This is a genomic window from Tessaracoccus sp. MC1627 (assembly GCF_014164725.1).
GTDB lineage: Bacteria > Actinomycetota > Actinomycetes > Propionibacteriales > Propionibacteriaceae > Arachnia.
In genome coordinates this window covers 67,460-80,466 of the sequence record NZ_JACJGA010000002.1, presented here as the reverse complement: position 1 = coordinate 80,466, position 13,007 = coordinate 67,460, and the positions used below count along the sequence as shown (strand labels likewise).

The window sequence follows — 13,007 nt, the reverse complement described above, 5'->3', positions numbered from 1 at the left end:
ACCGGCTCGAGAATTCCTGGCGACCACTGGGAACCCTTCCGCCGTCGGCGGACACCACAAGGTATGAGCGATGTCGACGCGGCGGACTGGGTGCGGGTCCGCGCCGGCGACCCGGTGGCGTTGGCCGCCCTCTTCGATCGGCACGAGGCGCGTCTGTTCCGCCACGCCAGCCGTCTGCTCACGGTGCGCGAGGACGCGAAAGACGCGGTCACGATCGCGTTCTTCGAGTTGTGGCGCAAGCGATCCGCGGTCCGGCTGGTGGACGGCTCACCGCTGCCGTGGCTGCTCAACACGGTGTCTCACACTGCCCGCAACCTGGAGCGATCGAGCCGTCGATATCGGACGTTGATCGCGCGCGCCCCGACGAAGGATCCGCGGGAAGAACTCTCCGGAAGTGACGACAGCGGCGTTCTTGCCGCATTGAAGAGGTTGCCCGCTCGCGAGCAGAGCGTGGTGGTCCTCAGAGTGCTCGAGGGATACCCGGAGCGTGCGACGGCTCTGACGCTCGGCATCCCGGAGGGAACCGTGAAGTCCCGGCTCGCTCAGGCACGGGCGAAGCTGCGCGATGAGATTCTGGCGATGGAGGCCTGATGAGGACGGACGACGGCGGGCTCTCCCGCTTCGAGCACGACGAGATGCGTGATCTGGTGTTGGCCGGTACTGAGCGCATCCGCCCGGCGGGCACGCGCACCTTGCGCGCGGCGGGCGCGGGGGTGGCGTTGCTCCTGGTGGGTGCGGTGGCGGGTGCCTTCCTGACCTGGACCGTCCGCGAACCGGACTCACCCGCAGCCGCAAGTGCCATTCCCGCCCCCACCACCACCCTCTGGAGCGGCTGGGTGGCGTTCGCTGCCGGCGAGCGTGGCGCAGACATCTACCTGGTGAAGCAGGGCTCGCCGGCTCGTCGCATCCTCGGGTCCGAGGCCGACGACGCCGATCAGATCTGTCCTGCCTTCTCCCCCGACGGCAGGAGACTTGTGTCCGGGCAGGTGACCGGCGAGGACGACGCAGGTCGGGTTGTCGCAAGCCTCAACATCACCGATCTGACGGCCGATGGGGAGCCCACCCGCACGACCTCGCTCACCCTCGACGGCGTCGTCCACCCGCCCTGCGCGGTCTGGTCCTCGGATGGCCGCTGGCTGGCGTTCGGCGCCGACTTGGGTGACTCTGAGTTCGGCGTGACTCAGGTCTGGGTGGTGGACACCAAGACCAACGACATCACCCGGCTTCCCGGGCTCAGGGCCACAGACCTGGAGTGGGCGCCGCGATCGTCGGAACTGTTCATCGCCAGCGGCCGCATCTCGATCTACTCGGCGGAAACGGGCACCACACGATCCGTGGACGGAACCTCACGCGCGACGGCCCTGGCGATCTCGCCCGACGGCAGGTCCCTGGTCGTCCAATACGGCCCGGGGAGAGACGCTCCCGGATCCGACGACCTGGTGCTGATGGGCACCGATGGATCCAATCAGCGCACCCTGGTGGCCGCTTACCAGGTGGGCAACAGCATCGGCCCAGTCTGGTCCCCGGACGGAGACCGCGTGGCGTTCCAGCGGAGCTGCGACACCTACGTGGACGAGGCCGGGCAGGAGCGGATCTGCCTGGACGAACACGAGGCTGTCGTCGTCACCGTCGGCGGCGACGACCCCCGCACACCGTTCGGGACCCAGACTGTGATCCCGGCCCCGCAGACCACACACGGCGGGAAGGTCCAGGTATGGGCGCCGTACAGCGTCAGTTGGTCGCCCGACGGCAAGGCCCTGCTGTACATAGCGTGGTCCTACCCCGGCTACGGAATCCTTGCCGTGCCGGTGGACAGCTCCTCTCCGCCCGTGGTCCTCGACGACGTCCTCGGCGTCGGCGGCCACATCGGCCAACCATGGAACACGTTCCAGAGTTGGAGCACCCAAGGCAAGTGAAGCCCTGATCGGAGGCTTACCGTGAATCGTCTGTTCGCCAGCCTGCCGGTGTCGTTGACGACGAGGGGTCTGCAACTTGCTATCCATAGGGCGGCTTCTGCATATATGCGCAGATGCCGCTCTATGGGTAGCAAGTTGCAGACACACAAACCCGACCCTCCCGTCATGATGGGGTCGTGGAATCATCGAGCCAACGCACCGTCGCCTGCGAGGACCGCGATTTCCCCGAATGGCACGGCGGATGCAGGCACGCGATGGTGTGGGCCGTCGATGCGGACGTCGACGCGGTCCGTGCAGGGGTCGGGGAGGCGCGCGGGCGCCTGGCCGACGTCCTCCTCCCCCGCTACGACCGGCAGCCACACGTCACCGTCGCCTACGCGGGTCTCGCACCCTCCCCCGGCGCCCGCCCCGGCGAGGAGCCGTACGGACCAGGGCGGCTGGCCTCGGATGTCGCGGCGCTGCGCCGGCTCGCCGCGGGGCCGTTCACGGTCAGGGTCGCGGGGTTGGGGTCGTTCCCGATGGTGCCGTATCTGGCCGCCGAGGCGCCCGAGCTGCACGCGGCCCATCGGGCCTTCGCCGTGGGCGGCGGCGGGTACGTGCCGCACGTCACCGTCGGGCACTACTCGGTGTCGCGGCCCCTGACCGACATCGCGGCCCGGGTCGACGGCTGGGCGCCGCCAGCCGTGGATGTGGAGGTCCGGGAGTGGCTCCTGCTGGCCTATGAGACCCACGACATCGCGGGCCCCCTCACCACGCTCGGGCGCCTCTCGCTGGCCGATGGGACGTGGATGGTCGAGTCGGAGCTGCCCGGTTTCACCCGTGACGGAGCCCTGTCCGCGCGGTCGCGGGCGGCAGGCCACACCGGCTGAGGGCCTAGACAGCCCTGTTAAGCAAGGCCACCAGGATCAGGAACGCGGCCAGAGTGACCTCGACGATGGATCCGAACACGTCGCCCGTCATCCCGCCGAGTCGCCGGCGCAGGTGGCGGGCCCACAGGAACCCGACCCCGCCCGCCGCGACCGTCGCGCCCACGAACACCGCTGCGCCGCTCAAGCCAAAGGCCAGCGCACCGACCCCCGCCGCGACACCCACCACCGCGACCCCGGTGAGGACCGCCGTGGCGCGCGAGGTGGCGCCGATGAACAGCGCCCCGAATCCATGCTGCCGTGCCGACGCCCGCGACACTGTGGCCAGCGTGACCACGCCGCGGCCCACCATCGCCGCGACAGTCAAGGCCCCCGCCGCCAGCAGCCCGCCCCGCTCTGCCAGCGACGCCAGCGCTGCGCCGTCGATCAGCAGCGCCAGGGCCAGCGCGACCACGCCCATCGGCCCGATGTCGGACCTGCGCATGATCACCAACGCCTCCGCGGCGGGCTTCCGCGACCCCAAGCCGTCGGCCGTATCGGCCAGCCCGTCCAGGTGCAGCGCCCCCGTGAGGAGCGCGACGACGGCGAGCGCCAGCGCCGCGCCCAACCATCCGCCCGCCCCCAGGGCGACCACACCCCACAGCACCGCCCCGGCCAGCGCCCCCACCAGAAGCCCAACCCACGGGAACGCCGCCATGGCGCGCCCGGCCAGCCCGCGGTCGATCTCGGCCACGGGCGGCACCGGAATCACCGTGAACAGGCCCAACGCGGCCACGAATCCCCTCACTTGAGCCGCCTGGCGATCCCCGCCGTGCACAGCCACACCTCGCCGCAGACGGCGGCCAGGCGGGCGTTCAGCCGGCCCAGTTCGTCACGGTAGAGCCGCCCCGACGGCGTGGCCGGGACGATGCCCGACCCCACCTCGTTGCTCACCACGATCACGTCGCGGCCGGTACGCACCAGCGCATCGTCAAGCCGCGACACCTCCGCCTCCACCCGCTCCCGCCAGCCCGGCGCGTCGTCCCAGGCGCCGGCGTCGAAGAGGACACGGTCCAGCCAGACGGCCGCGCAGTCGATCAGAACCGCGGCGGGATCGTCGGCATCCAGCACCGCCGCGAGGTCCTTCGTCTCGGTGGTCCGCCACGACGGTGGCCTGCGGGCCACGTGGAGGGCGACGCGCTCGGCCCACTCCGCGTCGCCGTCGAGCACCTCGGAGGTGGCCACGTACTCGACGTCCGCCGCCCCCGCCAGCTGGGCTTCGGCCCACGACGACTTGCCAGACCTGGCCCCGCCCAGCACCAGGGCCGTTCCCCGGCCGTGGACCATGGGCGTCACCTCGGCGCGCTGGGCGAGGCGGGCGAGCAACTCCATGGCGGCCTCGTCGGCGGGGTCGATGCGGAGGCTGAAGTCCACCTCAGTCCTCGAGCTCAAGAGCGGCCACTTCGCCGATCACGACGATGGCCGGCGGCCGGATCCCGGCCCTCTCCGACTCCTCGGCGATCCGCGACAGGGGAGCGCGCAGGGTCAGCTGCCCGGGCGTGGTGCCGTCGGCCACCACCGCCGACGGGGTGTCGCCGGGGAGCCCGTGGCGTTGCAGCTCGGCCGCGATATCGGGCAGGTTCTGCACCCCCATGAGGACCACCAGGGTGAGGTTGGCGGCCGCGAGCGCCGCCCAGTTGACGTCGCTGCGGGGGTCAGACGGCGGCACGTGGCCAGAGACCACGACGAAGCCCTGCGTGAGCCCGCGATGGGTGACGGGGATGCCGGCCAGCGCTGGGACAGACACCGCGGAGGTCACCCCAGGGATGACACGGACCGGCACCCCGGCGGCACGGCAGGCCAGCCACTCCTCGCCGCCACGGCCGAAGACGTAGTTGTCGCCTCCCTTGAGCCTCACCACGCGAAGGCCCCTGTGCGCGCGGTCCACGAGGATGGCGTTGATCTCCTCCTGCGGGGTGAAGTCGCCGCGCGGGATCTTGCCCACGTTGATGATCTCGGCGCTCGGCCTGGCCTCCTCCATGCATTGGAGCGCCCCCAGGCGATCGTGGACGATGACGTCGGCCTGCCGGATCGCGGCGAGGCCGGCCACGGTCATGAGACCGGGATCCCCCGGGCCTCCGCCGACCAGGATGACGCTGCCGGGCGCGAACTCGTGATGCATGGGGGTCTCCTCGTGACGCTCAGCCCACACCCTAGCGATCGCGGGGACCGGCGCACTCCACGCGTCGCTTCCGTAGACTCACCCCATGCGTGACGCCGTTGATGACCTGATCTGGGACGAAGCCCCCAAGCAAGCCGGGGCGGTGGCGCTGCTGGACTCCCCCGCGCTCGTCGACGACGCCCTCACGCTCACCGCTGACGTGCGGGTGTGGTGCGACGACTGGCGCGACGCCGCCAAGGTCCCCGCCGACCTCCTCGTCGAGCACCCCTCGGACCTTGCCGGGGTGGACGTCGCGCTCGCCCGCCTCCCCAAGTCTTTGGGGGCACTCGACGAGATGGCCGCGCTCGTGCAGGGGGCCCAGGACGTCACCTTCGTGGGAGGCGCCCGGATCCGGCACCTCAACCGCTCCATGAACGAGGTCCTCGGCAAGCACTTCACCGCCGTCGCCGCCAGCCTCGGCCGCTCGAAGTGCCGCGTGCTCCGCGCCTGGGGACCCGAGGGGCACGAGTCGGACTGGCCGAAGGTGCGCGAGCACGCGGACCTCGGCTTCGCCGTCGCCGCCCATGGCGCCACCTTCGGGGGGACCAAGATCGACCCGGGCTCCCGCCTGCTCATCTCGGCTCTCGCGGGCGGCGGCCGCACCGCGGGCCTCGAGGCCGACGATGTCCTGGACTTCGGCTGCGGCAACGGGACGCTCTCGATGTGGCTGGCCAAGGCGGGCATGCGGGTCCTGGCCCGCGACGTCAGCTGGTCCGCGGTGGCGGCCACCGCCGTCGCCGCCGAGGTCAACCGCCTCACCGTCGACGCCACCTGGGGCGCCGGCCTGGACGGCTACGCCGATGGCAGCGTGGACGCCATCGTCACCAACCCACCGTTCCATCAGGGGGTGGCCAAGGAGTCCTCCGACACCCTGGAGATGTTCGACGACGCCCGCCGCGTGCTGCGTCCCGGCGGCCAGCTGTGGTGCGTGTTCAACTCCCACCTGCCGTGGCGAAAGGAACTCAACGAGCGCGTCGGCCCCACGAAGGTGGCCGAGCAGGATCCGCGCTACACGGTCACGGTGACCACGGCCAGGTGACCACCGATCCCCGCCATCGGGGTTATCAGAGACAACTCAGGGGTTTCACAGGCGCCTCATAGACTTGACGGGTTACCTGAGGGCATACCCACCAGAGGAGCCGCGATGAGCAACGAGCAGAACCCCAATCCGTGGAGCCGTGACGCCTGGAAGGACGTCGACGCCCCCGGCCACGACGAGCCCACCACACCCGTGCACACCCCGCAGGCCGGCGAGCAGCCGGTCCAGCCGCAGGGACCCTCCAGCGAGGGGCAGGGGTTCATCGCGCAGCAGTTCTCCGCGCAGGGCTCCCCCACGCAGGGGCCCCAGCGGCTCGACTTCCCGCCGCCGGCCTACCCCTTCGGCCAGCCCACGGCCTCGTTCGGCGCCTCGCCCACCCCCACCGCGACCGCGACCGCCCGACCCAAGGGCCGCTCACGGGTCGCGGGCCTTGTCGCCGTGGCGGTGCTGGCGGCCGGCGTCGGTGGCGGCGCCGGATTCGGGGCCGCCCGCCTCGCCGCCCAGGACGCGGCCACCGCCGCGGCGAGTGCGTCCGCCACCAGCGTCCCCACCGAGACCCAGGTGGTCCAGGCGGACCCGAACAGCCCCAACTGGACGGTCGTTGCGGCCGCGGCGGCCAGCGCCGTCGTCGCAATCCAGGTGACGGGCCAGGACGGGTCCGGAGGGCAGGGCTCGGGCGTCGTCATCGACGCCGAGGGCCACATCGTCACCAACAACCACGTCGTCTCCGGCAGCGGCAGCGGCGCCCGGATCGTCGTCCTGCTGGGCGACACGTCCTACGTGGCGGAGATGGTGGGCACGGACCCGTCCACGGACCTGGCCGTGATCAAGCTCGTGGATCCGCCGTCGGACCTCACCGTCATGTCCTACGCGGACGAGACGGAGCTGGCCGTGGGCGATCCCGTGATGGCCATCGGCAACCCCCTCGGCCTGGCGGACACCGTCACCACGGGCATCGTCTCGGCCCTCAACCGGCCCGTCACCACGCGCGCGGTCACCAACAGCACCGTCGGGCAGGGCCAGCAGGACGTGGTGGTCACGGCGGCGATCCAGACCAATGCGGCCATCAACCCCGGCAACTCGGGTGGCGCGCTGGTCAACGCCGCGGGCGAACTGGTGGGCATCACCTCCTCGATCGCCTCCCTGGCCACCTCCAGCGACAGCGCCGGCAACATCGGAATCGGCTTCGCCATCGGCGCGGACCAGGTGCAGTACGTGGCCGAGCAGCTGATCGCCAACGGTGTCGCCGAGCACCCGCAGATCGGGGTCAGCGCCAGCGACATCAACACCACCGGCCGGATGGGCGCCGCCATCGCCGAGGTGGTGCCCGGGTCGCCGGCCGAGGCCGTGGGCATGCAGGTGGGCGACCTCGTCACCGCCGTCAACGGCAACCCCGTCACGTCGACGGAGTCGCTGGTGGCGCTGGTGCGCGCCGGCCGGGTGGGCCGCGACATGACGCTCACCGTGCTGCGCGACGGCGAGGAGCTTGAGCTCGTCGTCACGCCCATCGCAGCAGCCCGGTGAGCGGCCTCGTGCGCCGCGGCGTCCCACCGCAGGCCTACGCACCGGTGCCGGACCACAGCCCCGGATAGCCTGACCCCATGGAGATTCGCGTCACGCTGGCCGCCATGGGGCCCATTCCGGAGTCGCTCGTCGCGCTCGTGCCCACCACCGGGCACGTCATCAGCGACGAGACCCACTATGGGCAGCGGATCAGCATGTTCACCGAACACGATGATCCCGCGGCGCTGCGCAGGGCCCTCCGTGCGGTGGCCGGCCAGGTGGCGGTCGGCGTGGTGACCGGGCCGCTGGCCAGGGTCCCCGCCAAGCTGATGCTCATGGATGTGGACTCCACCCTCACCACCACCGAGGCCATCGACCTGCTGGCCGAGCACGCCGGGGTAGGCCCCCGGGTGGCGGCGATCACTGAGCGGGCGATGCGCGGCGAGCTTGACTTCGCCCAGTCCCTCGAGGAGCGCGTCGCCACCCTCCACGGGCTCCCCACCAGCATCTTCACCGCTGTGGGCGAGGCGATGACCCTCTCCAACGGGGCCGCCGAGCTGATCGCCGCGGCACGCGGCTGCGGCGCGAGAGTGGGGGTGACCTCGGGGGGCTTCAGCCAGCTCGTCGCCCCGCTGGCCGAGCGCCTGGGTCTGGACTTCTTCAACGCCAACACCCTCGAGACCGAGCTCGTCGACGGTGAGGAGCGGCTCACCGGTCGGGTGACCGGGCCCATCGTCGATCGGGATCAGAAGGCGCGCGATCTCCTCCGCTTCGCTCACGCGGAGGGCGTGGACCCCGCCCTGACGGTCGCGGTGGGCGACGGCGCCAACGACCTGGGCATGTTCGACGCCGCGGGGCTGTCCATCGCCTACTGCGCCAAGCCTGTGACCGCCGCGCACGCCGACGTGGCGATCAACTTCCCCCGACTCGACGCGGTGGCCGCGTTCGCCTTCAAGAGCGCACCGCTGGCCTAGGGAACCACTGACCAATCATGTCCTGGCTGCGGTGCACCGGATCGGGCGATCTGACACCCCTCCATCTGAATATGGACGTCAAGTACACGCACCAGATGTAGTGGCGCCATCTCATCCCGCCCGGCACGTCCTCGCCGAGAACAGCATCGATCAGTGCTTCCCCAGTGTCTCGCTAGCTGTTCCAACGGACGATCGCCGGCGAGTCCTTCTCCCAGCCCAGCACGCTCAGCGATCCCGTCAGGAGCGGGAAGCTGGCGGCCAACTCCACGGGGGCACCCAGCCACAGCATGGACAGCACCCGCAGCGCGTGCCCGTGGCCGAAGATCAGCACCCTCTCCTCGCCGGCTGCGCGGGCCCTGTCGATCGCCCGGCCCAGCCGCTCCACCACGTGCTCCTTGGTCTCCCCCTCCGGGAACCCCTCCCGCTCGATAGCAGGGGCGCCGTGGGTCCAGATCCGCCAGCCCGGGACCCGCTCCGCGATCTGCACGCTGGTGAGCCCCTCGCCGGGACCGTAGGACCACTCCACGAGGTCCGGATCGATCTCAGGCGCCGGGAAACCGGCGAGCGCGGCGGTCTCCATCGCGCGGCGACGCGGCGAGCTGAGCACCAGGCCGAAGTGTTCCCCGGCAAGGCGCTCGCCCATCCGTTCGGCGTCGTCACGCCCCTCCGGTAAAAGCCCCAGATCCGTCACGGACGTGTGCCGCCCGACCTGGGACCACTCGGTGGCGCCATGGCGCACGAGCCACAGTTGGGTGCGTGGATTGCTCATCGCTGTCCTCTCGTCGGGCCCGGCTGACCCCTGGGTCCAATCTACGTTTGCCCACCCCCATCCGGGCGGCGTGGTGCATCCTGCAAAGATGGGATGACGGCAGCCCAGCCGGGCTGACCACCCCGTCAGTGCACACCGTTGCACTGGTCTGCCCGCCGATCGGACTAAGTCCCGCGCGGCGGAAATGGCGTGCGTTCGCCGGTAGGGTGAGAGCGCACCGCAAATCTTCAAGGAGGACAGATGTCAGGTCGCATCCGCAACGAGGCATTCAAGCAGAAGGTCATGTCGGCCCACGACGCCGCCGCCCTCGTCCAGAACGGATGGAATGTCGGCTTCTCGGGCTTCACCGGATCCGGCTACCCCAAGGCGTTCCCGGAGGCCCTCGCCGCCATCATCGACGCCCGGCACGGGCACGGCGAAGAGTTCCGGATCGGCGTGTGGACCGGAGCGTCCACTGCCCCCGAGCTCGACGGCGTCCTGGCCCGCACGGGCGGCATCTCGTACCGTGCCCCGTACCAGTCGGACCCCGAGATGCGCAGCGCCATCAACGCCGGCACCTCGTACTACCAGGACATCCACCTCTCCCACATGGGACCCCAGGTGTCGCAGGGCTTCCTCGGCCACCTCAACGTCGCCGTCGTCGAGGCCACCTCCATCACGGCGGAGGGCGACATCGTCCCCTCGTCCTCGGTGGGCATGAACCGCACGTACCTGGACCACGCGGACGCCGTCATCATCGAGGTGAACTCGTGGCAGTCCGAAGAGCTCTTCGGCATGCACGACATCTACTACCCCATCGGCGCGCTGCCGCCCAACCGGGTCCCGCTCCCCATCCAGAACGCCGGGGACCGCATCGGCGGCAAGGTGCTCAAGGTTGATCCCAGCAAGGTGATCGCCATCATCGAGACCAACTCGGCAGACCGCAACACGCCGTTCAAGGGCCTCGACGACGACTCGCGCGCCATCGCAGGTAACTTCCTCGACTTCCTCGGCGCTGAGGTCAAGGCCGGGCGTCTTCCCGAGAACCTGCTTCCGCTGCAATCCGGCGTCGGCAACATCGCAAACGCGGTGCTGGCCGGCCTCCTCGAGGGACCATTCGAGAACCTCACCTCCTACACCGAGGTGATCCAGGACGGCATGGTGGATCTGCTGGACTCCGGCAAGCTGACCGTGGCGTCGGCCACCGCGTTCTCGCTCAGCCCCATCGCCGCCGAGCGGATGAACGACAAGGCTGCTGAGTACCGCAACAAGATCGTGCTCCGCCCCCAGGACGTGTCCAACCACCCCGAGGCCATCCGTCGAATGGGCGTCATCGCCTGCAACGGCATGATCGAGGCGGACATCTACGGCAACGTGAACTCCACCCACGTCATGGGCTCGCGCATGCAGAACGGCATCGGCGGCTCGGGTGACTTCACCCGCAACGGCTGGGTCTCCAGCTTCGTGACGCCGTCGACGGCGAAGGGCGGGGCCATCTCCTGCATCGTTCCGATGGTCAACCACGTGGACCACACCGAGCACGACGTGCAGGTGCTGATCACCGAGCAGGGCCTCGCGGACCTGCGCGGCCTGGCCCCCCGCCAGCGCGCGCTGAAGGTCATCGAGAACTGCGCCCACCCGGACTTCAAGGAGCCGCTGCGCGAGTACGTCAAGCTGGCGGAGAAGAAGGCCAACGGTCAGCACACCCCGCACGACCTTGCCACCGCGCTGGGCTGGCACGTGCGGTTCCTCGAGACCGGCACCATGGTCCCGTGACCTGAGCACAGGCCGCTGACGAGGGCCCCCGCCGTTCGACGGTGGGGGCCCTCCTCTGTCCGGCGATAGGATCCGGCCATGGCCTTGATGCTCTCGTCGTTCGTCACGTTTCTCCTGGTGATGGACCCGTTGGGCAACGCTCCCCTGTTCCTCACCTCCCTCCAGCGCACCAAGCCCGAGCGGCGGCAGTGGGTGATCCTGCGCGAGTGCCTGATCGCCCTGGCCGTGATGGTGGCCTTCCTGTTCCTCGGCCAGTCCATGCTGAGCGTGCTGCACATCGACCAGGCCGCGCTGCAGGCGGCCGGCGGCGTCATTCTGCTGCTCATCTCGATCCGGATGGTCTTCCCCACGTCCGAGCGCAACCTGGCCGAGCCCATGACCCACGATGAGCCGTTCATCGTTCCGTTGGCGGTGCCCTATATCGCCGGGCCGTCGCTGCTGGCGGTCATCGTGGTGCTGGTCAGCCAGGACCCCGGAAACTGGCAGTGGTTCCTCGGCGGGCTGGTCCTGGCCTGGCTGGTGACCGCGGTGACCCTGTACTTCTCCGGCTTCCTGCAGCGTGTCGTCGGCACCCGGGCGCTGGTCGCGGTGGAGCGCCTGATGGGCATGATCCTGGTGATCATGGCGGTCCAGATGATGTTCGACGGCACGAAGGCCTTCTTCCTGGCCTGATATGAATTGTCCATGACGCCCGACCTCATCTCCCTGCGCCGCGAACTCCACCAGATCCCGGAGGTGGGGCTTCAACTGCCGCAGACGCAGGCCAGGGTGCTGGAGGCACTGGACGGGCTGCCGCTGGAGATCACGCTCGGGCGGAACGTCACCAGCGTCGTCGGCGTGCTGCGCGGAGGCTTGACCACTGAGGGGAAGCGCCCCGTCGTCCTGCTGAGAGCCGACATGGACGCCCTCCCGGTCGAGGAGCTCACCGGGCTGGACTACGCCTCCACCAACGGCGCCATGCACGCCTGCGGCCACGACCTCCACATGGCCATGCTGATCGGCGCGGCGCACGCGCTGTGCGCCCGCCGCGACTCCCTGGCGGGTGACGTGATCTTCATGTTCCAGCCCGGCGAGGAGGGAGTCGACGGCGCCAGGTTCATGCTGGAGGAGGGGCTGCTGGACGTGGCGGGGTCGCGGCCGGACTGGGTCTACGCCATCCACGTGTGGGCCGCGCTGGATCCGCACGGAGTGTTCTCCACAAAGCCAGGCACCGTGATGGCCAGCTCTGACGTGGCGAAGGTGCGGGTCGTGGGTCGCGGTGGCCACGGTTCGACACCGCAGCTCGCGGCAGATCCGGTGCCGGCGCTGGCGGAGATCGCCCTGGCGCTCAACACCATGGTGACAAGGCGTTTCGACGTGCAGAACCCCGTCGTCGTCACCGTCGGGCTCCTGCAGGCCGGCACCATCGCCAACGTCATCCCCGAGGAGGGCAGGCTGGAGGCCACGCTGCGGACCTTCGACACGTCGGTGCGGGACAAGCTCATCACCACCATCCCCGAGGTGGTGTCCGGGATCGCATCGGCGCACGGGGTGCGGGGCGAGTTCGAGCTGCTGGAGCAGTACCCGGTCACCGTCAACGACGATGCCGAGGCCGACGTCGTGGCGGAGGCGGTGACGGACCTGTTCGGCGAGGATCGACACCTGCGGTGGAAGAACCCGCTGGCCGGCGCCGAGGACTTCTCACGCCTCCTGCAGGAGGCCCCGGGGTGTTTCATCGGTCTGTCCGCCTGCCCGCCGGACCTGGACCCGCTGACCGCACCGTTCAACCACTCCGCCTACGCCCGCTTCGACGACGCCGTCGTCGCCGACGGGGCGGCGCTGTTCACCGAGTTGGCGCTGCGCAAGATCGGCGCCTGACCGGCGGCCCTCCCGGGCGCGACACGCCGCCTGACCCGCCCGTCGACCACGCTGAGGGCGCTCCCCCACGATTGCGACGGCGTTTCGTGCCCAGCGGGGCGCGGCGGCAGTGTCGCGGGCATGATGGG

13 protein-coding genes are annotated in these 13,007 nt (G+C 70.4%); 9 read left to right on the top strand and 4 right to left on the bottom strand.

Annotated elements, in window-relative coordinates:
- Window positions 1-63 precede the first annotated feature (63 nt).
- The 3 genes from H5399_RS05450 (at window position 64) to H5399_RS05440 (ending at window position 2,785) form a co-directional block, all read left to right on the top strand.
- The gene (locus H5399_RS05450) at window positions 64-591 is read left to right on the top strand and encodes an RNA polymerase sigma factor (protein WP_182782036.1); all 528 of its coding nucleotides are present in this window, start codon (window positions 64-66) and stop codon (window positions 589-591) included.
- Window positions 591-1,916 (top strand): PD40 domain-containing protein, encoded by a 1,326-nt coding sequence (locus tag H5399_RS05445; RefSeq protein ID WP_182782035.1) that lies wholly within the window; start codon window positions 591-593, stop codon window positions 1,914-1,916. Before H5399_RS05450 ends, H5399_RS05445 begins: the two co-directional genes overlap by 1 nt.
- A 176-nt stretch (window positions 1,917-2,092) precedes the next feature.
- Window positions 2,093-2,785, top strand: a complete 693-nt coding sequence (locus H5399_RS05440) for a 2'-5' RNA ligase family protein (RefSeq protein WP_182782034.1) — start codon at window positions 2,093-2,095, stop codon at window positions 2,783-2,785.
- Between the two features lie 4 nt (window positions 2,786-2,789).
- On the opposite strand, the gene cobS is transcribed toward H5399_RS05440, so the two are convergent.
- The 3 genes from cobS to cobA are packed head-to-tail and all read right to left on the bottom strand — an operon-like array spanning window position 2,790 to window position 4,943.
- Window positions 2,790-3,569 carry an adenosylcobinamide-GDP ribazoletransferase gene (cobS, locus tag H5399_RS05435; protein WP_220490859.1) on the bottom strand — a complete coding sequence of 260 codons (780 nt, stop codon included), beginning with the start codon at window positions 3,567-3,569 and terminating at the stop codon, window positions 2,790-2,792.
- Complete coding sequence (gene cobU / locus H5399_RS05430; protein WP_370585688.1) at window positions 3,566-4,195, bottom strand: bifunctional adenosylcobinamide kinase/adenosylcobinamide-phosphate guanylyltransferase; 630 nt, start codon at window positions 4,193-4,195, stop codon at window positions 3,566-3,568. Before cobU ends, cobS begins: the two co-directional genes overlap by 4 nt.
- Before the next feature lies 1 nt (window position 4,196).
- Window positions 4,197-4,943 carry a uroporphyrinogen-III C-methyltransferase gene (gene cobA, locus H5399_RS05425; RefSeq protein WP_182782033.1) on the bottom strand — a complete coding sequence of 249 codons (747 nt, stop codon included), beginning with the start codon at window positions 4,941-4,943 and terminating at the stop codon, window positions 4,197-4,199.
- A gap of 85 nt (window positions 4,944-5,028) precedes the next feature.
- Between cobA and H5399_RS05420 the strand changes: the two genes are divergently transcribed.
- The 3 genes from H5399_RS05420 (at window position 5,029) to serB (ending at window position 8,498) form a co-directional block, all read left to right on the top strand.
- Window positions 5,029-6,021, top strand: a complete 993-nt coding sequence (locus H5399_RS05420) for a class I SAM-dependent methyltransferase (protein WP_182782032.1) — start codon at window positions 5,029-5,031, stop codon at window positions 6,019-6,021.
- A 105-nt stretch (window positions 6,022-6,126) separates the two neighbouring features.
- Window positions 6,127-7,545: a S1C family serine protease gene (locus H5399_RS05415; RefSeq protein WP_182782031.1), complete on the top strand. Its 1,419-nt coding sequence runs from the start codon at window positions 6,127-6,129 to the stop codon at window positions 7,543-7,545.
- A 77-nt stretch (window positions 7,546-7,622) separates the two neighbouring features.
- On the top strand, window positions 7,623-8,498 hold the full coding sequence (gene serB / locus H5399_RS05410; RefSeq protein WP_182782030.1) for a phosphoserine phosphatase SerB: 876 nt from the start codon (window positions 7,623-7,625) through the stop codon (window positions 8,496-8,498).
- 172 nt (window positions 8,499-8,670) lie between these two features.
- Here serB and H5399_RS05405 read toward each other — a convergent pair whose 3' ends face one another.
- Entirely contained in the window at window positions 8,671-9,267 is a 597-nt protein-coding gene (locus tag H5399_RS05405; RefSeq protein WP_182782029.1) for a histidine phosphatase family protein, read from the bottom strand.
- Window positions 9,268-9,507: 240 nt separating this feature from the next.
- On the opposite strand from H5399_RS05405, the gene H5399_RS05400 reads away from it, so the two are divergent.
- The 3 genes from H5399_RS05400 (at window position 9,508) to H5399_RS05390 (ending at window position 12,879) form a co-directional block, all read left to right on the top strand.
- On the top strand, window positions 9,508-11,022 hold the full coding sequence (locus tag H5399_RS05400) for an acetyl-CoA hydrolase/transferase family protein (protein ID WP_182782028.1): 1,515 nt from the start codon (window positions 9,508-9,510) through the stop codon (window positions 11,020-11,022).
- 78 nt (window positions 11,023-11,100) lie between these two features.
- Entirely contained in the window at window positions 11,101-11,694 is a 594-nt protein-coding gene (locus H5399_RS05395; RefSeq protein WP_182782027.1) for a MarC family protein, read from the top strand.
- Between the two features lie 12 nt (window positions 11,695-11,706).
- Window positions 11,707-12,879: a M20 family metallopeptidase gene (locus H5399_RS05390; protein ID WP_182782026.1), complete on the top strand. Its 1,173-nt coding sequence runs from the start codon at window positions 11,707-11,709 to the stop codon at window positions 12,877-12,879.
- Window positions 12,880-13,007: the final 128 nt, after the last annotated feature.